Source organism: Arthrobacter sp. ISL-72, assembly GCF_018613755.1.
Taxonomy (GTDB): domain Bacteria; phylum Actinomycetota; class Actinomycetes; order Actinomycetales; family Micrococcaceae; genus Arthrobacter.
Map to the genome: position 1 here is coordinate 127,603 of NZ_JAGGPP010000008.1, position 18,659 is coordinate 146,261.

Genomic DNA, 18,659 nt, shown 5'->3' on the forward strand with positions numbered 1-18,659 from the left:
GCCCCACGATGGTCACCGCCTGGCACAGAAAACTGCCGGCGGCCCCTTCCTTCCGGAACGGGCCGCCGGCAGTTTTTGTGGCGGGAGTTTTTTTGGCCGGAACCTAGACCATGGCCAGGACCATCCCCGGGTCAGCCAGAATGGCGCCGATGTCCGCGAGGAACCGGGACCCCTGCTCACCGTCCACCAGCCGGTGGTCGAAGGACAGGCTGAGGGTCATCACTTGGCGCAGGACCACCTCATCCTGGTACTCCCATGGCATCTTCCGCATGGCCCCCATGGCGAGGATGGCTGCTTCGCCGGGGTTCAGGATCGGAGTGCCGGCGTCGATGCCGAAGACTCCGATGTTCGTGATCGAGATCGTGCCGCCGGACAGTTCGGCCGGACTGGTCTTGCCGGCCCGGGCAGTCTCGGTCAGGGCGGTGAGCGCCGTGGACAGCTCGGTCAGGGACATCCGGTCTGCGTCCTTGATGTTCGGTACGGTCAGCCCGCGTGGCGTCGCGGCGGCAATGCCCAGGTTCACGTAGTTGAACTGCACGATTTCCTGGTTACCCTCGTCCCACCGCGAGTTCAGCGACGGCTGACGTCGGAGGGCAATGAGCAAGGCCTTGGCCACGAGCGTCAGCGGGGTCAGCTTCAATCCCTCAAACGCCCGGCTGGCCTTGAGCCGGGCCAGCAGCTCCATGGTGGGAGTGACGTCAACCGTCAGGAATTCCGTCGCGTGCGGTGCGGTGAAGGCACTGGACACCATGGCCGCAGCGGTCAGCTTGCGGACGCCCTTGATGGGTGTCCTCGTTTCGCGTTGACCCGGTGTGCCGGTTCCTGCACTGCCTGATGCTTCTGCTCCCGCCATGGCCGGAGTCGCGGCAGGATGTTCTCCCCCGCCGGCGAAGTTCTGAACATCCTCGCGGGTGATCAGCCCGCCGGCGCCGGACCCCGGCACCGCGGTGAGCTCGACACCAAGATCCTTGGCGAGTTTCCGCACGGGAGGCGTGGACCGCGGCCGCTCAGCGGGGACCACGGGCCCGGGACGGCTCTCGGACGGCACGGCCGCCGGGGCAGGTCGGGCCTCGTCGGCAGGCGAAGCTGCCGGGGACGCAAATGTGCGTGCGCGCCGCACCGGCCGGCCGGTCGCCTCGAGGACGGCGCCGTACCCCACCAGGTTCGGCTCGCGTTTTGCGGCCTCCGCCGGTGCCGGTCCCCCGCCGGCCGGTTCGCCGTCGTCGCCCTCCACCTCGAAGGATACGATCGGCTTACCCACCTCGACGACGGTTCCCGGCTGTTCGTGGAGGGCGGTAATCACGCCGGCGAACGGTGACGGCAGTTCGACGACGGCTTTGGCCGTTTCCACTTCAGCGATGACCTGGTTCAGGGCAACGGTGTCGCCTACCGCGACCTTCCAGCTGAGGATTTCCGATTCCGTCAGCCCTTCGCCAAGGTCCGGGAGCCTGAATTCCTTGATCATGACCGCGCTCATCCTTCCAGGCCGCTCAGGGAGTTCGGGCGGCCCAGGGCCCGGTCCACGCCGTCCAGGATCCGGTCCAGGCCCGGAAGGTGGTGCATTTCAAGCTTCGAATAGGGATACGGAATGTCGAAACCAGTGATCCGGACGGGGGCCGATTCCAGGTGGTAGAAGCAGCGCTCGGTGATGCTGGCCGCCACTTCGGCGCCGAGTCCGCCGGACTGGCCGGCTTCGTGCGTAATGACGAGCCTTCCCGTCTTGCGCACGGAGGCTTCGAGGGTTGCGAAGTCCACCGGTGCCAGCGAGCGCAGGTCGATGACTTCCACCGACACGCCTTCGTCTGCCGCGGCCAGCGCAGCGTCCTTGGCAGTCTTGACCAGCGGGCCGTAAGCGACCAGCGTGACGTCCTTGCCCTCGGTCACCACGCGGGCCTTCTCCATCGAGAAGGCAGTGGCCGGGTCGATCGACTCATCCACTTCGCCCTTGTCGTGGTAGCGGCGCTTCGGTTCGAAGAACAGCACGGGATCGTCCAGGGCGATAGCCTGCTGGATCATCGTGTGGGCATCCTGGGGATTGGAAGCACTGACAACGCGCAGCCCGGACGTGTGCGTGAAGTACGCCTCCGGGGACTCCGAGTGGTGTTCCGGCGATCCGATGCCGCCGCCGAACGGAACACGCACGGTGATGGGCATCTTCACTGCACCCTGCGTCCGGTAGTGGATCTTGGCCACCTGGGAGACAATCTGGTCGAAAGCCGGGTAGATGAACCCGTCGAACTGGATTTCGACGACGGGCCGGTAGCCGCGGTAGGCGAGGCCGACGGCGGTGCCGATGATGGCCGACTCGGCCAGCGGAGTGTCCACCACGCGGTGCTTGCCGAAGTCCTTCTGCAAGCCGTCCGTCACCCGGAAGACGCCGCCAAGGGTGCCGATGTCCTCTCCCATCAGGATCACCTTGGGGTCGTTTTCGAGGGACTTGCGGAGGCCGGAGTTTATTGCCCGGGCAAAGGTCATCTGCGTCATTAGCGAGCACCTTCTTCGGAGGGGGCCCCTGCGGGATCGCCGAAGGAAGCCAGGTAGCGGGAATAGTGGTCTTCCTGGCGGTCCAGCCAGGAGTTGGGGGTGCTGTAGACGTGCTTGAAGATGTCCAGCGGCTTCGGATCCGGCATGTTGACGCAGCCGGCCCGCAGCTCGCGGGCTACGGCGTCTGCCTTGGCGGCAACCCGCGCCTCCAGTTCGTCGGTCAGCAGGCCCTTGCGGTCCAGCAGGCCCTTGACCCGGGCTATCGGGTCCTTGGCTGCCCAGTCTTCCAGTTCGTTGGCATCGCGGTACCGGGTGGGGTCGTCTGCAGTGGTGTGCGGGCCCATCCGGTAGGTGACGGCCTCAATGAACGTGGGTCCGCCGCCGTGGCGGGCCCGTTCCAGCGCCTCGCGCGTCGCCGCCATTACGGCCAGGACGTCATTGCCGTCCACGCGGATGCTGGGTATGCCGAACCCGGCCGCGCGGTCGGCGATCCTGATGTGGGACTGCAGGCGGACCGGTTCCGAAATGGCCCAGTGGTTGTTCTGGCAGAAGAAGACCACCGGGGACTGGAAGCTGGCAGCGAAAACCATGGCTTCGTTGACGTCGCCTTCGCTCGTGGCGCCGTCGCCGAAATAAGTGATGGCCACGGAGTCCGCGCCGTCGTTTTGGATGCCCATGGCGTAGCCGGTGGCATGCAGGGTGTGGGCGCCGATGATGATCTGCGGCGTGGCCAGGTTGACGGTGTACGGATCCCACCCGGCGGAGGCGTTCCCCCGCCAGACCTTGATGATGTTCGGCAGGTCCACGCCGCGGCAGTACGCGACGCCGCTCTCGCGGTAGCTGGAGAACACGAAGTCGTCGTCCCGGAGCGCCCTTGCGGAACCGATCTGGGACGCTTCCTGTCCCAGCAGCGGCGGCCAGAGGCCAAGTTCCCCCTGGCGCTGGAGGGCGGTGGCTTCAGTATCGATCCGCCGGATGACCACCAGGTCTTCATAGAGGGAGGCCAGTTGCTCGTCACTAACATCCCTGACCCAGGCGTCGTACTGCGGATGGCTGACGCGCTCACCCCCGGGAGTGATGAGTTGGATCAGGCTTTCGCCCGTCCCGCGGTGATGATTTGCACTGTTGTCCGGGCCATCGGGGGCCTTGCCGCCCTGACCCAACTCGTCTGTAAACACAGTTGCACGCAACCTTCATACGTCGTGTCACCGGCGCTTCAGGGACTCGTGATCCCCGTACACGCCAGCCGCCCGGGCGCCGTTGCCCCGGATAATTGTGACGATACTCACAATGCTCAATGGGTACAACCACTGCCGAAAAAACTGAGCAGAATGCACTGTCTACCGGCCAATCACCGTGCTAGCCTTGCGCATTATGCAAGCTTTGGATGGCACAGACACCCGGCTCCTTTCCGCCCTCGCCAAGGACCCGAAGCGGACCGTGGTGGCCCTGGCCCAGAAGCTTGGACTGTCACGCAACACCGTGCAGGCGAGGATGGCCCAGCTGGAGAAGAAGCACGTGTTCCTGACCTTCGAGCGGCGGATCAATCCGGCGGCCCTGGGATACCCGCTCATGGCGTTCATCTCCGTCCACGTGCAGCAGCAGAAACTGGGCCAGCTGGCCGTGGACCTGGCCGGGATCCCGGAAATCCTGGAAGGCTACGGACTGACCGGCTCGGCCGACCTCCTGCTGCGCGTCGTGGCCCTGGATGCGGAGGACCTTTTCCGCATCAACGGCAAGATCCTCGCCTGCGACGGAGTGGACCGGACGGACACGGCCCTGGCCATGGGAGAACTGATCCCTTTCCGGATCCAGCCGCTGCTCGAGCGGGGATCAGCCGCAGGGTAAGGCCGGCCGGGACTATAGGCTGGTTCCCGTTGAACGACTCCTGGCCATGAACGGCCGCGCAATCAGGCAGCGGGCGAGGCCGGCTGCCGGAAAGGCTTGATCTTGAGCAATCCGCAGGAACCGTACCGGCCTCCGGAACAGGGCCACCCGCCGGCCAACAACCGCAGGAAACTGTGGACTGTCCTGGGCATTGCAGGCGGAGCGGTCCTCCTTGCCGCCGCGGGCGCTGTCCCGCTCTTCAACCTCCTGGGCGGCGCAGCCGGCAAGGCGCAGGGCCTCGCGGACGATTTCACCCAGCTTGTCATCACAGGGGACACCGACACGGCGTACGACGATTACCTCGACCCGGCGCTCCAGGACAAGCTCTCCAAGGAGGAGTTCGCCGCCGGCGTCCAAAGCCTCGAACTGAACGACTCCTGCAAGCCGGCCATCAACAAGGTGAGCGACGAGAACGGCACCAACGCCGCCGACGTCGAGGGGGTCATCAGCTGCGACGGCAAGGAAGTGGATCTGGCCTACCGCTTCGATGGCAACAACGACATGAAGATGATCAACATCAAACTCCGGCCGAAGGCCTGAACTGACAGGAGCTCCCGTGATTCACGGGAGCTCCTGTTGTATGTCAGCCGGTGCGGTTAGTGGTCCACCGCCTTCTCGGCTCCCACACCGGTCAGCGAACGGACTTCCATCTCGGCCTGCTTGGTGGTGTCTTCGAGCTTCCTGTCCAGCACGGTGCCCAGCCAGCCCAGGAAGAACGCGAGCGGAATGGAGACGATGCCCGGGTTGTTCAGCGGGAACACTGCGAAGTTCGCCGTCTGGATCATTGACGTCTTCGTCCCGGATACCACGGGCGAGAGGGCGATCAGGATGATCGCGGAGGCGAGCCCGCCGTACATGCTCCACACCGCGCCCTGGGTGGTGAACCTGCGCCAGAACAGGGAGTAGATGATCGTCGGCAGGTTGGCCGATGCGGCAACCGCAAAGGCGAGCGCCACCAGGAAGGCGACGTTCTGGCCGTTGGCGAAGATGCCGCCGACGATGGCCAGGACGCCGATGACAACCACGGTGCGCCGTGCCACCTTGACCTCGGTGTCGGCGTCGGCCTTCCCCTTGGCGATCACATTGGCGTAGATGTCATGGGCAAAGGAGGCCGCCGCGGTGATGGTGAGTCCGGCCACCACGGCGAGGATGGTGGCAAAGGCGACCGCTGAGATGAATCCGAGCAGCAGCGGGCCGCCGAGGTGGAACGCGAGCAGCGGCGCGGCGGAGTTGACCCCGCCCGGAGCGGTCCGGATCGTTTCGGCACCCACCAGTGCAGCTGCGCCGTAGCCCAGGACCAGGGTGAACAGGTAGAAGAGGCCGATCAGCCAGATGGACCACACCACTGATTTGCGTGCTTCCTTGGCCGTGGGGACGGTGTAGAAGCGCATCAGCACGTGCGGGAGGGCCGCGGTACCGAGGACCAGCGCCAGGCCCAGGGACATGAAGTCCAACTTGCTGGTATCGGACTTGCCGTACTGCAGGCCCGGGTTGAGGACTGCTGGATTGTTGGCCGTTTCCACCGCGCCTCCGAGGAGGTCGGACAGGTTGAAGCCGTAAATGGCCAGGACCCAGAACGTCATGACGGCGGCGCCGGCGATGAGCAGCATGGCTTTGATGATCTGCACCCAGGTGGTGCCCTTCATGCCGCCGATCAGGACGTACATGATCATGAGTGCGCCGACGACGATGATCACCAATGCCTGTCCGCCCCAGTCGCTGATGCCCAGGAGCAGGGAGATCAGGCTGCCGGCTCCCGCCATCTGGGCCAGCAGGTAGAAGAAGCAGACGGCGAGGGTGGAGATGGCGGCGGCGATCCGGACGGGACGCTGCTTGAGCCGGAAGGAGAGCACATCCGCCATGGTGAACTTGCCCGTGTTGCGGAGCAGCTCCGCCACCAGCAGCAGGGCGACAAGCCAGGCCACCAGGAAGCCGATGGAGTACATGAAGCCGTCGTAGCCGTTGACGGCGATAGCGCCGGTAATGCCGAGGAAGGACGCCGCGGAGAGGTAGTCCCCCGCAATGGCCGTTCCGTTCTGCGGGCCGGTGAAGGAACGGCCGGCCGCGTAGTAGTCTGCCGCGGTCTTGTTGTTGCGGCTGGCGCGGATCACGATAATCATGGTGACCGCGACGAACAGGCCGAAAATAGCCATGTTCAGCAAGGTGGTGTCCTTGAGGGCGGCGACGTTGACCGCGGGGACCATTCCAATCATTGTGCCGTTCCGCTCACTCGGTTGCCGTCTTTGTCGAACTCGTGGCCTTCAATTTCGTGCCGGATCTCGGAGGCGATGGGATCGAGCCGCCGGTTGGAGTAGCTCACGTACCATCCGGTGATGGCGAACGTGGAAACGAACTGCAGCAGGCCCAGAATCAGCCCGATGTTGATGTTGCCCCAGACCTTGGTGGACATGAAGCCCACGGCATAGTCGGCCAGGAGGACGTATGCGAAATACCAGAGCAGGAACGCAACGGCCATCGGAAAGACAAAGCTGCGGTGACGCTTGCGCAGTTCCTGGAACTGCGTCGTCGATTGGACTTGCTTGAAGTCCACGGACGCCGCTGCGTCCGGAGTTGGGGCATCGTTACCCATCATTCCTCCTCATTGAGACGTGCCGTCCACACCGGATGCCCTGCCCCTCCGCAGACAGTCCCAGCCAATGTGACTGCAATCACTGTGGCGCGTGAGCTGGCCTACATTCCAGAGAAGCGCGAGGTACCGTCGCTCAGCGGTCCCGATGCTGCGCCCAACGGCACGCGCGGCTACGCTGGCACCATGCCGGACTCCCCTGTGATTACCGCCGCTGCCATCGCCGTCATCGCGATGGCCGTCGCCGTCGTCGTCGGTGTGGGCCTCAAAGTCCTGCGGTCCTTCCGGGAGCTTGGCACCGATGCTGAGCGGGCCACCTACAAGACCCTGCATGCTGCTTCGCGTGCGGGACAACACCTCCGCACCGGGCTGAACCCGGCCGGCGCAGCCAAAGCCAGCAGGCAGCTCCGCACCATCTTGGGCTGCGATGCGCTCGCCATCACCGACACCTCGGGGGTGCTCGCCTGGGACGGCGCCGCGGAGGAACTGAGGCCCGCGCTCATGGGTTTGGCGGCGAACGTGCTGGAGGGCGGACACACCGCCGTCATCCCGCCCGGTGAGCTGTACATGCTCGCCGGCGACGCGGCTTCCAGAGCAATCACTCCCGACCTCGAACGCGCCGCCGTGATCGCCCCCATCAAGGCCGGCTCGCGTGTGGTGGGCGCGGTGGCCGCATTCGCTCCGGCGGCGGGAGCCGGACTGGTCCGCGCCACCGGCGAAGTGGCCGACTGGGTGGCGGCCCAGGTTGAACTCGCCGAACTCGATGCCTCCCGCACGCTGCTGATGGAGGCCGAAGTCCGCGCCCTCCGCGCCCAGATTAGCCCGCACTTCATCTACAACTCCCTCAACGCCATCGCCTCCTTCATTAACACAGATCCCGTCCGGGCCCGGGAACTGGTGGTGGAATTTGCCGACTTCACCAGGTACTCCTTCCGCCGCCACGGGGACTTCACCACCCTCGCCGAAGAGCTCCGCTGCATCGACCGGTACCTGCTGCTGGAGCGGGCGCGGTTCGGGGACCGCTTGCAGGTGAGCCTGCGGATCGCCCCGGAGGTGCTGAGCACCGTGATTCCGTTCCTCAGCCTGCAGCCCCTGGTGGAAAATGCCGTCCGGCACGGCCTGGAAGCCAAGGAAGGTCCCGGACATATCACCATTGCGGCGAATGATTCCGGCGCCTTCGCGGAAGTAACCATCGAGGACGACGGCGTGGGGATGGATCCCGAACAGCTGCGCTCCATGCTGGCGGGGCACAGCGACGGCGACCACGTGGGGCTGCGCAACGTGGACGCCCGGCTCCGCCAGGTCTATGGGGAGGACAACGGCCTGGTCATCGAAACGGCCCCGGGCGAAGGGACGCTGATCACCATGCGTGTCCCCAAGTCGCAGCCCGGCCACGACGCCTGAGCAGCTCTTCCGGCCCGCCGCCGGGATAATCTAGGACCATGATTAACGTCCTCGTCGCTGACGACGAGCTGCCCGCCGTCGAGGAACTGGCGTTCCTGCTCGGCCGGGACGACCGGATCGGGGCCATCCACCGGGCGTCCTCCGGCGCCGAGGCTCTCCGCGTGCTCGAGGCCGGAACGGTGGACGCCGTCTTTTTGGACATCCATATGCCGGCCCTGTCCGGTTTGGACATCGCCCGGGCGATTTCGCGCAGCAGCAATCCGCCGGTGGTCGTCTTTGTCACGGCGGACGAAGACTGCGCGCTGGAAGCGTTCGAACTGGCCGCCGTCGACTACTTGCTGAAACCCGTGCGGGCTGAACGCCTGGCCCGGTCCGTGGGGCGCATCAGCGAGCTCATCAAGGATGGCGCCCCCGCGCCGGAAATGATCACGGTGGACCTTGGCGGCACCACCCGGATGATCCGGCGCGACGATGTCACGTATGTCCAGGCCCAGGGCGACTATGCGCGGCTGCACACGGCCGATGCCAGCTACCTGATCCGCGTCCCCCTGGCCGACCTTGAGCAGCAGTGGGCGGGGGCGGGTTTCCTCCGCACGCACCGTTCCTACCTGATCGCCCTCAACCACGTCAGCCACCTGAAGCTTGCCGCCGCCCGGCCGGCCGTCACCGTGGCCGGGGCCGAGCTGCCCATCAGCCGCCGCCACCTGCCGTCGGTCCGAGAGAAACTCGAAGCCACCCGGATCCGGCCGCAGGCATGACGCGCGTCAGGGTGACGGCGCCGCAGTCCGCCGCAAGGCCGGTGCTGGAATCGCGCGGATCCGCCGAGGAGTCGGACGTGGGCCAGGTGTTCGTCCGGTCCCTGATCCGCTCCCAGCTGCGCCTGGCACTCGTTGTGGCCGCCGGTTTCCTGCTGATCCTGCTGGCCTTTCCGCTCATGCTGGGACTGGCCCCCGGCCTGGCGGACGTGAGGATCGCGGGCATCCCCTTCGGCTGGCTCCTGCTCGGCGCCGGAATCTACCCGGTGATCGGCCTCAGCGCCTGGCTCTACATCCGGGCCGCAAACCGCAACGAGGCCCGGTACCGGGACCTGGCGGAGGACAGGTGAGGCGGCCTTGAACCCGGTGGTGGGCATCGCGGCGTTCGTTGCCGTGTCCGTCGCTACCGCCGTTGTCGGGTTCTACGGGCTGCGGATTTCCCGGACCACCGGGGACTTCTACGTGGCCTCCCGGACGGTCCGTCCCTGGTGGAACGCGTCCGCGATCGGCGGGGAGTACCTCTCCGCCGCCAGCTTCCTGGGCGTGGCCGGACTGATCCTGCTCTCCGGCACTGACGCGCTCTGGTTTCCCATCGGGTACACCGCCGGGTACCTGATGCTGCTGCTCTTCGTTGCGGCCCCGCTGCGCCGATCAGGTGCCTACACCATCCCGGATTTCACCGAGGTGCGGCTGGATTCACGGGCGGTGCGCCGGGTCACCAGCCTGGTGGTTGTGGTGGTGGGCTGGCTGTACATTGTGCCGCAGCTGCACGGCGCGGCCTTGACAATCCGCATCACCACCGGGCTTCCGTCGTGGGTGGGTTCCGTGGCGGTGGTCATCGTCGTTTGCCTGACGGTCGTGGCCGGAGGAATGCGGTCCATCACCTTCGTGCAGGCCTTCCAGTACTGGCTTAAGCTGACGGCCCTGGCGGTGCCCATTATTTTCATCGTCCTCATGCTGGCCGGCAACGGGGCGCAGGCCGTTGCCGAAGCCGGGACCAACCCCACCGGGCTGGCGCCCACAGGCCCCTACCAGAACATCTCGCTGCTGGTGGCCCTGCTCTTCGGCACCCTGGGCCTGCCGCATGTCCTGGTGCGGTTCTATACGAACCCGGACGGACAGTCAGCGCGCCGCACCACGCTGATCGTGCTCGGTCTGCTGTCCGTTTTCTACCTCTTCCCCACGGCCTACGGACTGGCCGGGCGGATGTTCGCCCCGGGCCTGGCACAGAGCGCCAGGCCGGATGCCCTCGTCCTGTTGCTGCCGGGCCGGCTGGTCGGCGGGCCTGCCGGCGAGATGCTGTCAGCGCTGGTGGTGGCGGGGGCATTCGCGGCCTTCCTGTCCACCACGTCGGGGCTGGTGGTGTCGCTCGCGGGCGTCATCAGCCAGGACGTGCTCGGCGGCAGCGTCCGCGGCTTCCGGCTGGCGGCACTCATTTCGGCGACCGTTCCGCTGGGCTTTGCCTTCATGACCGATTCGCTGGCCTTGGCGGGCAGCGTGGGGCTCGTGTTCGCTTTCACTGCGTCCACGATCTGTCCTGCCCTGCTGCTGGGGATCTGGTGGCGCGGGTTGACGGACGCCGGCGCCATTGCCGGCATGCTGACCGGCGGCCTGCTGTGCGGCGGCGCGCTGGTCGCGGGTGCCCTTACCGGTCCGGCCGCCTCCGGCACCGCGATGCCCCAGTGGCTGGCGCAGCCGGCCGCCTGGACCGTGCCGGCCGCGTTTGCCGTGATGGTTTTGGTCTCCCGCGCCACCAAGGACCGTGTCCCGAGGACGCTCACGAAGGTTATGACCAGGCTGCACACTCCGGAACGTCCGCTGGCCACGGAACGCTAAGACAGCGGGTGGCTTGGCCCGCGGGGGCCTGAGGGAACGGAGTCAGTCGATGGCGGCCATCAGCTCGACCACGCGGTCAAGGAACGCGTCCACCTGGGTCTCTTCATAGCCGTCCTTGCCCTTGGCCGGGCGGAAGACGGCGCGGCGGACATTGTCCACGCTGAGCGGCTGGTCCTCCTCGAGGTAGCCGATGAGGTCGCGGCACAGGTTGTCCACGTCCACGATGTTGTAGCTCCGGCCGCGGCCGCCGGCGGGCCGGCGGAACCGTTCGCCGTCGGGACGGTGCAGCCGCCCGCGCAGGAGGCCGGACAGCTTGCCGATCTCGCGGAGCCAGGCGTCCTCGCCGCGTGCCTCAATAAGCTCGTCCCGCTCCCGCCGGGCGAAGGCGTCCTCCAGGCGGTCCAGGGCCGCGTCGACCCCGGCTGCGGCGTAGCCGCCCTTGACGGGATCAAAGCAGACGGCCCGGACGTCGGCGCTCTTAATGACCTGGCCGGCAGCACCGGGATTCTCGAACGACACCCGTGCGCGCTGGAGGAACTGGTCCACCTGCTTGGCGTTGTAGCCGTATTCGTTCCGCTGTACGCGGTCAAAAGACGCAGGGATCTGCCGTTGAATGTCCACTGTCACTTTGCTTCCTTCAGTGCTGTTCAGCTGTTTTTGCTCCGCACCAGTCTAAGGCGCCGGGCTGCACCCATTGCGGCCGGCTGTTGCGCCGGCCGGTTGCCGCGCCGGGTGCCGGGCAGGGCGCCTCAGGCTCCCGAGACCGCCGTGAACAGGATAAACGCCGCGGGCGAGGCGAATACGATCGAATCCAGCCGGTCCATGACCCCGCCGTGGCCGGGCAGGATGCTGCTCATGTCCTTGATGCCGAGTTCCCGTTTGACCATGGATTCGGCAAAGTCTCCGGTGGTAGCCGCTGCCACCATGCCGACGGCGAGCACCACGCCGACCCACCAGGGCTTGTCCAGCAGGAAGAGGCACGCCAGGACACCCACGGCGATGGCTCCGCCGATGGATCCCGCGAACCCTTCCCACGATTTCTTGGGGCTGATCTTGGGCGCCATCGGATGCTTTCCGAAGGATGCACCCACCAGGTAGCCGAAGGTGTCGTTGGAAACCACCAGCAGGAGCATCGTGGCGATCTGCCAGGCACCGTGCGGGATAACGCCACCGGGCCACAGGCCCACCGGCGCATTTCCCATCGCATGCAGCGGCAGGATGGCGAAGCTGATGAAGAAGGGGACCCAGGCCAGCGTGAAGACGCCGGCAAAGATGCTCCGGGCGGACCCGGCTGCACTTTCGATGGTCCGCCACAAGAGCACGGCGACGCTGCTGGCCAGCAGCGCAAACAGCAGGCTCTCCAGTCCGCCGAAGTAGGCAGCCAACGGCATTCCCACAGTTCCCACCATGACCGGAACGACGGGCAGCCGGGTGCCGCTTACCTCCAGCGCACGGAAGATTTCCCAGACACCGAATACCGCGAAAGTGGTGGTGACCAGGACAAATCCGAGCGGCAGGAACAGGAGACCCCCCAATACGGCGAAAAGCATTGCCAGGCCAACCGCGGTGGCAGCTGGAAGGTTCCTTCCGGCCTTGGGCGTTGGGTTGGAGCGCTGCTTCCCCCGGGCCCGGACCCTCGGTCCGGGCGCCTGCTGTGCCTGACCCATCAGACCTCGAGCAGCTCGGCTTCCTTGCGCTTGAGCAGGTCGTCGATGCCGTCAACGTGTGCCTTGGTGAGGGCGTCGAGTTCCTTCTCGCCGCGCGCCCCTTCGTCCTCGCCGGCTTCGCCGTCCTTGACCAACTTGTCCAGGGTTTCCTTGGCCTTGCGGCGGATGTTCCGGATGGACACCTTGGCGTCCTCGCCCTTGGCCTTAACGATCTTGACGTATTCCTTGCGGCGTTCCTTGGTGAGCTCCGGAATGGTGATCCGGATGACGTTGCCGTCGTTGGACGGGTTGGCGCCCACCTCGGAGTCGCTGAGGGCCCGCTCGATTTCGCGGAGGGCCGACTTGTCGAACGGCGTGATCAGGATGGTGCGAGCATCGGGAACGGCGAACGATGCCAGCTGCTGCAGCGGAGTGGGTGAGCCGTAGTAGTCCACGAGTACCCGGTTGTAGAGTCCCGGAGTGGCGCGGCCGGTCCGGATCGACGCGAAGTCTTCCTTGGCTACCTCGACTGCCTTGTCCATCTTGTCCCCGGCTTCGAGCAAGGTCTCTTCGATCACGGTCTCTCCTCAGAAATTGGTGCATTCCGGTCTCCCGGAACAATGCACAGTTCGTTCCGTCTTTGCGGCCGGCCCTGGGGCCGGCCTTTTCCTCAAATCATCCTAGCTGTTGCTAGGGGGTGACTACGGTGCCCAGCTCCTCGCCGCGGATCGCCCGGGTCACGTTGCCTTCGCCTTCCATGCCGAACACCACCATGGTGAGGTTGTTGTCCTTGCACATGGTCATGGCGGTCTGGTCCATAACGCGGATGTCGCGACGCAGAGCGTCGTCGTAGCTGAGCCGGTCGAGCTTCTCGGCGCCGGGATCCTTCTTGGGGTCGGCGGTGTAGACGCCGTCCACTCCGCTCTTTGCCATCAGCACGACGTCGGCATGGACTTCCATTGCACGCTGGGCAGCGACGGTGTCAGTGGAGAAGTACGGCAGGCCTGCGCCTGCACCGAAGATCACGACCCGGCCCTTTTCCATGTGGCGGATGGCACGGCGGGGGATGTACGCCTCAGCCACCTGGCCCATGGTGATGGCGCTTTGCACACGGGTCTCGACGCCGGCCTGTTCCAGGAAGTCCTGGAGGGCGAGGCAGTTCATCACGGTGCCGAGCATGCCCATGTAGTCGGCACGGGAACGGTCCATTCCGCTCTGGGACAGTTCGGCGCCGCGGAAGAAGTTACCGCCACCCACTACGATCGCAACCTCGACTTCGGGAACTGCTGCAGCGATCTGCTTGGCGACTCCGCGGACGGTGTCCGGGTCCACGCCCAGCTTTCCGCCGCCGAAGACCTCGCCGGACAGTTTCAGGAGGACGCGACGCCGGCTCTTCTCTGACTGGACAGAATTGTTGACGGTTTCCATGGTGCCTTCCCGTAAATGAGCTCTGAGCTAGGTTATCGTGCCGGATGGCCAAAGGTGTCATTTCCCCGGCCCGTGCAAGCAGCCTGTAGGGCTGCGGTTGCATGCAAAAGGGGCGGCCACCGAAGTGACCACCCCTTTGCGTGTCTAACTAGGAACCGACGCGGAAACGCGCGAATGCGGTGCCCTTGACGCCGGCCTCTTCGAGGACCTGCGCCACGGACTTCTTGGCATCCTTCGCGAATGCCTGGTCAACCAGCACCTCACCCTTGTAGAAGCCCGTGACACGGCCTTCCACAATCTTGGTCATGGCTGCTTCAGGCTTGCCTTCGGCCTTGGCCGTTTCTTCGGCGATGCGGCGCTCGGACTCAACCAGCTCAGCCGGAACGTCCTCGCGGGTCAGGTAGTTCGGAGCCATGGCGGCAACGTGGACGGCAACGTCATGCGCCGCGGTTGCGGCAGCTTCGCCTTCACCGTCGACGGCGAACAGGACGCCGACCTGGGCCGGGAGGTCCTTGGAGGTCTTGTGCAGGTAAGCGTCAACCGTGCCGCCCTCAATGCGGGAAATCCGGCGGACAACAACCTTTTCGCCGAGGATTGCACCCTCTTCGACGACGACCTCGGACAGCGGCTTGCCGTCAACCTCGGTGGCGAGCAGGCTCTCGATGTCGGCTGCGCCGGACTCGACGGCGATGGCCAGGACCTTGTCGGCAAGCTGGATGAACTTGTCGGCCTTGGCCACGAAGTCCGTCTCGCAGTTAACTTCGATCATGACGCCGACGCCGCCGGCGACCTTGGCAGCAACCAGGCCTTCTGCGGTGGAGCGGCCTTCACGCTTGGTAGCGCCCTTCAGGCCCTTGATGCGAATGATCTCGATGGCCTTTTCGGCGTCACCGTGGGCTTCGTCAAGAGCCTTCTTGACATCCATCATGCCGGCGCCAGTGCGCTCACGCAGAGCCTTGATATCAGCGGCAGTGTAGTTCGCCATGTGAACCCCTCTGTCTAGAAATGTTGTGTGGTGTACGGACTGACAGGACGGCAGCTCACCGAGTGAGCGGCCATCCTGTCAGAAACCCCCGGCACTGCGGACAGTGCCGGGGATGGTCCAGATTTATTTGTCTGCCTACTTGGCAGCGTCGGCTTCGCCGGCGGCGGGCTCGGTTGCTTCGGCAGCGGCCGGAGCTTCAGCTTCAGCTTCTTCTGCCGGAGCTTCAGCTTCAGCTTCTTCTGCCGGAGCAGCGGGAGCAGCAGCTTCTTCAGCCTTGCTGCCTTCGAGGAGCTCGCGCTCCCACTCAGCCAGCGGCTCTTCCGGAGCTTCCGTGGTGCCGGTTGCGCGCTGGTTACGGGCGATGAGGCCTTCAGCAACAGCGTCAGCAACAACGCGGGTCAGCAGGTTGACGGAGCGGATGGCGTCGTCGTTACCCGGGATCGGGAAGTCGACTTCGTCCGGGTCGCAGTTGGTGTCCAGGATGGCGACAACCGGGATGTTCAGCTTCTTGGCCTCGTCAACTGCGAGGTGTTCCTTCTTGGTGTCCACGATCCAGAGCACGGACGGCGCCTTGGTCAGGTTGCGGATACCGCCGAGGTTGGTCTCGAGCTTGGTGAGTTCACGGCGAAGGAGCAGCAGTTCCTTCTTGGTGTAAGCGGAACCGGCGACGTCGTCGAAGTCGATCTCTTCGAGTTCCTTCATGCGCTGGATGCGCTTGGAGACCGTCTGGAAGTTGGTCAGCATACCGCCGAGCCAACGCTGGTTGACGTACGGCTGGCCAACGCGGGTGGCCTGCTCGGCGATGGCTTCCTGCGCCTGCTTCTTGGTGCCGACGAAGAGAACGGTGCCGCCGTGTGCAACAGTGGCCTTTACGAACTCGTAGGCGCGGTCGATGTAGGACAGCGACTGCTGCAGGTCAATGATGTAGATGCCGTTGCGCTCCGTGAAGATGAACCGCTTCATCTTCGGGTTCCAACGACGGGTCTGGTGTCCAAAGTGGACGCCGCTGTCAAGCAGCTGGCGCATAGTTACGACGGGCATGCCGACGCTCCTTCCGGCAGGTCATTCATGAGAGAGCCCATGGCCCTCTTACCCTGCCAATAGTTGACGGTTGAATAGCTCCGCCCAGGCGGGCGTTGCTCCTGGCATCCATTGCGCTTCCCATCCGTGCCATCTGGCACGGACCGCAGGAGGCGCAATCCTCCGCAGGCTGAAGCCGCAGCTTCGGAACGGGAGGGCTGGATACGCGTAGTCAGCCACTGCTCCCCCACACCTCTGAATGAGACGTGCTGACTAGAACGGCTGAGAGGGCCAAGCGACCAGAAAAGTGACTTGAACCGCCAACCGGGCATCGTTGAGGGCACAGCGAACTGCTCCGTCAAGTGTACTACAGCGGCCCCGGTGGAATGGACCATACCGCCCCTGCTGCGATGAGGGAAACGGCCTTGTCCACATAGCGATGGGCACCCCTTCCAGCCTGCTCATCAGGGACCGCAGGCTGGATACATGAAAGCCCGCGCCATCCCGGCCGCCATCCTGCTGTCCATCACAGCCATTGCCCCCGCCTCCGCCGCCCCTGCCCCAGGCACCGGGGCAGGGGCCTCCGGGGCCGGGGCAACCGTCTCCGGCGCCGCCGCTGCGGGGACTTGGAGCTGGCCCGTGGCGCCCAAGCCGGCCGTGCTCCGCGCGTTCGATCCCCCGGACAAGCCATGGATGAGCGGGCACCGCGGGGTGGACCTCCAAATGCCGGGCCATGGCGCAGCGGTTACGGCGCCCGAGTCCGGAACCGTCAGCTTCGTGGGCGTGGTGGTGGACCGTCCAGTGATCACCATCGATCACCCCAACGGCCTGCGCAGCAGTTTCGAACCGGTGGAAAGCAGCCTCGCCAGGGGCGCCGTGGTGGTCCGGGGCGATGTCATCGGGACTGTCCTGCCCGGCCACTGCACCACCCTGCCGTGCGTTCATTGGGGCGTGCGGCGGGGGGACGAATACATCAACCCGCTGTCCCTGGTGACAGACCTCCGGCCCTCCGTCCTGCTTCCCTTGGCTGCGCCGGGGTGAGGACAAGTCCGGGGCGCCAGGCTAGACGATCGCCGAAATGCCGGTGATCGCGCGCCCTGCCACCAGGGTGTTGATCTCGTGGGTGCCTTCATAGGAGTAGATGGCTTCGGCGTCGGAGAAGATCTTGGCCATCTCGTAGTCGCTGACAATGCCGTTGCCCCCGAGGAGGCTGCGGCCGATGGCCACACTTTCGCGCATCCGGGCCGTCGTAAAGGCCTTGGCTAGCGCGGACTGCTCGTCCTTGGCCTTGCCTGCGTCCTCGAGCTGGGACACGCGGACCATCATCCCCATGGAGCTGACGGCGTTGCCAAGGATCTGCACAAGCTGATTCTGAACCAGCTGGAAGGAAGCAATTGGCCGGCCGAACTGGCTGCGCTCGACGGCATAGCGGCGGGCTACGTCGAAGGCCGCGAGCTGTTGGCCGACGGCCTGCCACGCAACGGCGAGGCGGGTGACCTTCAGGACCTTGTTGATGTCCCGGAAGCTGTTGGCATGGGCGAGCTTGAAAAAGTCCGGCACCACGACGTTATCGAGGGTGATGTCGGCATTCTGCACGGTGCGCAGCGAGATTTTGTTTTCAATCCGCGTTGCCCTGTAGCCCTCGCTCCCGGTGTCGACGAGGAAACCCTTGACCTGGTTGTCGGCGACGTCGCGGGCGTAGATGACCACCCAGTCCGAGAATGTGGCGTTGCCGATCCAGCGCTTGGCGCCGTTCAGGATCCAGCTGTCACCCTCCCGCCGGGCGGTAGTGCGGGTTCCGCCGGCAACATCGGAGCCGCCTAGCGGCTCGGTGAGGCCGAAAGCGCCGATCTTCTTCAGCGAGTAGATGTCCGGCAGCCAGGCTTCCTGCTGCTCCTGAGAGGCGAGGGCCTCGAGGGAGCCGGTGAAAAGGCCGTCGTGAACGCCCAGGAAGGTGGCAATCGACGTATCCGCACGCGTGGCTTCGGCATGCAGGATGCCGGCGAAGACGTTCGAGTGGCCCTGGCGCCGGACCGGGCTGACAAGGTCGATTTCGGCCAGCTTCGGGATCAGGTCCATGGGAAACTCGGCCCGGTTCCAGCAATCGACCGCGATGGGCCTGACCTCGCGGGCCAGGAAGTCGCGCACTTCGGCCAGCCGGTCCTGCTCCTTGCCGCTGAGCAGCTGCTCAAACGCGAAGAAGTCCCCGTCGGCATACGGCAGGTTGTGGATGTCGATTGCAGCTTTGGGCATGGCGTTCCCTCACAGGTGATCAGCAGCGACCCCGGCATGGCATCGCGGGCAGATAAGTTACTCACGAGTAACATACCGGACCCGCGGCAAAGCGGCAAGCACAAAACACGGAAACAAAAGGAGCCGTGGCCGATGCTTGAACATCGGCCACGGCTCCCGTGGCGCAAACGTCGGCCACCCAGGGCCGGAAGCGAAAAGATTCGTAGGGCTACTCGGACTTGAACCGAGGACCTTAGGATTATGAGTCCCGCGCTCTAACCAGCTGAGCTATAGCCCCGTGCGCCCCGCGGACTGCCGGCTCCGCGGGGAGCCGCGGCAGTTCCGGGGCAAAAACACTCTAGCAATAGTAATCGCCTACATGCGCACCCGCGCGG

At 65.5% G+C, this 18,659-nt stretch carries 19 protein-coding genes and 1 tRNA gene; 7 read left to right on the forward strand and 13 right to left on the reverse strand.

Translation table 11 applies throughout. From position 1 onward, the window contains the following. Window positions 1-103 precede the first annotated feature (103 nt). Genes J7I92_RS08775 through pdhA form a run of 3 tightly spaced genes read right to left on the reverse strand, consistent with a single transcriptional unit; the run spans window position 104 to window position 3,662 of the window. Window positions 104-1,477, reverse strand: coding sequence for a dihydrolipoamide acetyltransferase family protein (locus J7I92_RS08775; RefSeq protein ID WP_214839539.1), 1,374 nt, complete (start codon window positions 1,475-1,477; stop codon window positions 104-106). Further along, window positions 1,474-2,484, reverse strand: a complete 1,011-nt coding sequence (locus tag J7I92_RS08780; RefSeq protein ID WP_214839547.1) for an alpha-ketoacid dehydrogenase subunit beta — start codon at window positions 2,482-2,484, stop codon at window positions 1,474-1,476. Before J7I92_RS08780 ends, J7I92_RS08775 begins: the two co-directional genes overlap by 4 nt. Further along, entirely contained in the window at window positions 2,484-3,662 is a 1,179-nt protein-coding gene (gene pdhA, locus J7I92_RS08785; protein ID WP_214839549.1) for a pyruvate dehydrogenase (acetyl-transferring) E1 component subunit alpha, read from the reverse strand. Before pdhA ends, J7I92_RS08780 begins: the two co-directional genes overlap by 1 nt. Window positions 3,663-3,858: 196 nt before the next feature. Between pdhA and J7I92_RS08790 the strand changes: the two genes are divergently transcribed. Continuing rightward, window positions 3,859-4,332 (forward strand): Lrp/AsnC family transcriptional regulator, encoded by a 474-nt coding sequence (locus J7I92_RS08790; RefSeq protein ID WP_214839551.1) that lies wholly within the window; start codon window positions 3,859-3,861, stop codon window positions 4,330-4,332. A gap of 102 nt (window positions 4,333-4,434) precedes the next feature. Beyond that, the gene (locus J7I92_RS08795) at window positions 4,435-4,911 is read left to right on the forward strand and encodes a hypothetical protein (protein ID WP_214839553.1); all 477 of its coding nucleotides are present in this window, start codon (window positions 4,435-4,437) and stop codon (window positions 4,909-4,911) included. 56 nt (window positions 4,912-4,967) lie between these two features. On the opposite strand, the gene J7I92_RS08800 is transcribed toward J7I92_RS08795, so the two are convergent. Together J7I92_RS08800 and J7I92_RS08805 are read right to left on the reverse strand one after the other, a co-directional pair. Next, window positions 4,968-6,584, reverse strand: a complete 1,617-nt coding sequence (locus J7I92_RS08800) for a cation acetate symporter (RefSeq protein ID WP_214839555.1) — start codon at window positions 6,582-6,584, stop codon at window positions 4,968-4,970. Then, the gene (locus J7I92_RS08805) at window positions 6,581-6,961 is read right to left on the reverse strand and encodes a DUF485 domain-containing protein (RefSeq protein ID WP_214839557.1); all 381 of its coding nucleotides are present in this window, start codon (window positions 6,959-6,961) and stop codon (window positions 6,581-6,583) included. The genes J7I92_RS08800 and J7I92_RS08805 overlap by 4 nt, the downstream gene beginning before the upstream one ends. Window positions 6,962-7,144: 183 nt before the next feature. Here J7I92_RS08805 and J7I92_RS08810 point away from each other — a divergent pair, with 183 nt between their 5' ends. The 4 genes from J7I92_RS08810 to J7I92_RS08825 are packed head-to-tail and all read left to right on the forward strand — an operon-like array spanning window position 7,145 to window position 10,953. Then, the gene (locus J7I92_RS08810; RefSeq protein ID WP_214840147.1) at window positions 7,145-8,362 is read left to right on the forward strand and encodes a sensor histidine kinase; all 1,218 of its coding nucleotides are present in this window, start codon (window positions 7,145-7,147) and stop codon (window positions 8,360-8,362) included. A 38-nt stretch (window positions 8,363-8,400) separates the two neighbouring features. Further along, window positions 8,401-9,120 carry a LytTR family DNA-binding domain-containing protein gene (locus J7I92_RS08815; protein WP_214839559.1) on the forward strand — a complete coding sequence of 240 codons (720 nt, stop codon included), beginning with the start codon at window positions 8,401-8,403 and terminating at the stop codon, window positions 9,118-9,120. Next, window positions 9,117-9,467 (forward strand): DUF485 domain-containing protein, encoded by a 351-nt coding sequence (locus J7I92_RS08820; RefSeq protein WP_214839561.1) that lies wholly within the window; start codon window positions 9,117-9,119, stop codon window positions 9,465-9,467. Before J7I92_RS08815 ends, J7I92_RS08820 begins: the two co-directional genes overlap by 4 nt. 7 nt (window positions 9,468-9,474) lie before the next feature. Continuing rightward, window positions 9,475-10,953, forward strand: a complete 1,479-nt coding sequence (locus J7I92_RS08825) for a cation acetate symporter (RefSeq protein ID WP_214839563.1) — start codon at window positions 9,475-9,477, stop codon at window positions 10,951-10,953. Between the two features lie 42 nt (window positions 10,954-10,995). Here J7I92_RS08825 and J7I92_RS08830 read toward each other — a convergent pair whose 3' ends face one another. From J7I92_RS08830 to rpsB, 6 genes are all read right to left on the reverse strand, one after another. Further along, window positions 10,996-11,580 (reverse strand): DivIVA domain-containing protein, encoded by a 585-nt coding sequence (locus J7I92_RS08830; RefSeq protein ID WP_214839564.1) that lies wholly within the window; start codon window positions 11,578-11,580, stop codon window positions 10,996-10,998. Between the two features lie 122 nt (window positions 11,581-11,702). Continuing rightward, the gene (locus J7I92_RS08835; RefSeq protein ID WP_214839565.1) at window positions 11,703-12,620 is read right to left on the reverse strand and encodes a phosphatidate cytidylyltransferase; all 918 of its coding nucleotides are present in this window, start codon (window positions 12,618-12,620) and stop codon (window positions 11,703-11,705) included. Beyond that, a complete protein-coding gene (gene frr, locus J7I92_RS08840; RefSeq protein WP_214839566.1) occupies window positions 12,620-13,177 on the reverse strand; it encodes a ribosome recycling factor in 558 nt (185 codons plus the stop codon). The genes J7I92_RS08835 and frr overlap by 1 nt, the downstream gene beginning before the upstream one ends. 112 nt (window positions 13,178-13,289) lie before the next feature. Next, window positions 13,290-14,027, reverse strand: a complete 738-nt coding sequence (gene pyrH / locus J7I92_RS08845; protein ID WP_214839567.1) for a UMP kinase — start codon at window positions 14,025-14,027, stop codon at window positions 13,290-13,292. 148 nt (window positions 14,028-14,175) lie between these two features. Beyond that, entirely contained in the window at window positions 14,176-15,012 is an 837-nt protein-coding gene (gene tsf / locus J7I92_RS08850) for a translation elongation factor Ts (RefSeq protein ID WP_214839568.1), read from the reverse strand. A gap of 135 nt (window positions 15,013-15,147) precedes the next feature. Then, window positions 15,148-16,053 (reverse strand): 30S ribosomal protein S2, encoded by a 906-nt coding sequence (rpsB, locus tag J7I92_RS08855; protein WP_214839569.1) that lies wholly within the window; start codon window positions 16,051-16,053, stop codon window positions 15,148-15,150. Window positions 16,054-16,518: 465 nt separating this feature from the next. Here rpsB and J7I92_RS08860 point away from each other — a divergent pair, with 465 nt between their 5' ends. Next, on the forward strand, window positions 16,519-17,073 hold the full coding sequence (locus J7I92_RS08860; protein ID WP_214839571.1) for a M23 family metallopeptidase: 555 nt from the start codon (window positions 16,519-16,521) through the stop codon (window positions 17,071-17,073). Window positions 17,074-17,094: 21 nt separating this feature from the next. On the opposite strand, the gene J7I92_RS08865 is transcribed toward J7I92_RS08860, so the two are convergent. Both J7I92_RS08865 and J7I92_RS08870 read right to left on the reverse strand, forming a co-directional pair. Beyond that, window positions 17,095-18,285, reverse strand: coding sequence for an acyl-CoA dehydrogenase family protein (locus J7I92_RS08865; RefSeq protein ID WP_214839573.1), 1,191 nt, complete (start codon window positions 18,283-18,285; stop codon window positions 17,095-17,097). Window positions 18,286-18,488: 203 nt separating this feature from the next. Continuing rightward, window positions 18,489-18,562: transfer RNA gene (locus tag J7I92_RS08870), tRNA-Ile, on the reverse strand. Between the last annotated feature and the right edge of the window lie 97 nt (window positions 18,563-18,659).

What these genes read in the sequence shown, in the direction of transcription:
- J7I92_RS08820 (WP_214839561.1), top strand. Translation starts at nt 9,117, where the DNA reads ATGACGCGCGTCAGGGTGACGGCGCCGCAGTCCGCCGCAAGGCCGGTG.
- pyrH (WP_214839567.1), bottom strand. Translation starts at nt 14,027, where the DNA reads ATGGAAACCGTCAACAATTCTGTCCAGTCAGAGAAGAGCCGGCGTCGC.
- J7I92_RS08780 (WP_214839547.1), bottom strand. Translation starts at nt 2,484, where the DNA reads ATGACGCAGATGACCTTTGCCCGGGCAATAAACTCCGGCCTCCGCAAG.
- J7I92_RS08790 (WP_214839551.1), top strand. Translation starts at nt 3,859, where the DNA reads ATGCAAGCTTTGGATGGCACAGACACCCGGCTCCTTTCCGCCCTCGCC.
- J7I92_RS08860 (WP_214839571.1), top strand. Translation starts at nt 16,519, where the DNA reads ATGAAAGCCCGCGCCATCCCGGCCGCCATCCTGCTGTCCATCACAGCC.
- J7I92_RS08800 (WP_214839555.1), bottom strand. Translation starts at nt 6,584, where the DNA reads ATGATTGGAATGGTCCCCGCGGTCAACGTCGCCGCCCTCAAGGACACC.
- J7I92_RS08805 (WP_214839557.1), bottom strand. Translation starts at nt 6,961, where the DNA reads ATGGGTAACGATGCCCCAACTCCGGACGCAGCGGCGTCCGTGGACTTC.
- J7I92_RS08865 (WP_214839573.1), bottom strand. Translation starts at nt 18,285, where the DNA reads ATGCCCAAAGCTGCAATCGACATCCACAACCTGCCGTATGCCGACGGG.
- tsf (WP_214839568.1), bottom strand. Translation starts at nt 15,012, where the DNA reads ATGGCGAACTACACTGCCGCTGATATCAAGGCTCTGCGTGAGCGCACT.
- J7I92_RS08810 (WP_214840147.1), top strand. Translation starts at nt 7,145, where the DNA reads ATGCCGGACTCCCCTGTGATTACCGCCGCTGCCATCGCCGTCATCGCG.
- rpsB (WP_214839569.1), bottom strand. Translation starts at nt 16,053, where the DNA reads ATGCCCGTCGTAACTATGCGCCAGCTGCTTGACAGCGGCGTCCACTTT.
- J7I92_RS08835 (WP_214839565.1), bottom strand. Translation starts at nt 12,620, where the DNA reads ATGGGTCAGGCACAGCAGGCGCCCGGACCGAGGGTCCGGGCCCGGGGG.
- J7I92_RS08815 (WP_214839559.1), top strand. Translation starts at nt 8,401, where the DNA reads ATGATTAACGTCCTCGTCGCTGACGACGAGCTGCCCGCCGTCGAGGAA.
- J7I92_RS08775 (WP_214839539.1), bottom strand. Translation starts at nt 1,477, where the DNA reads ATGAGCGCGGTCATGATCAAGGAATTCAGGCTCCCGGACCTTGGCGAA.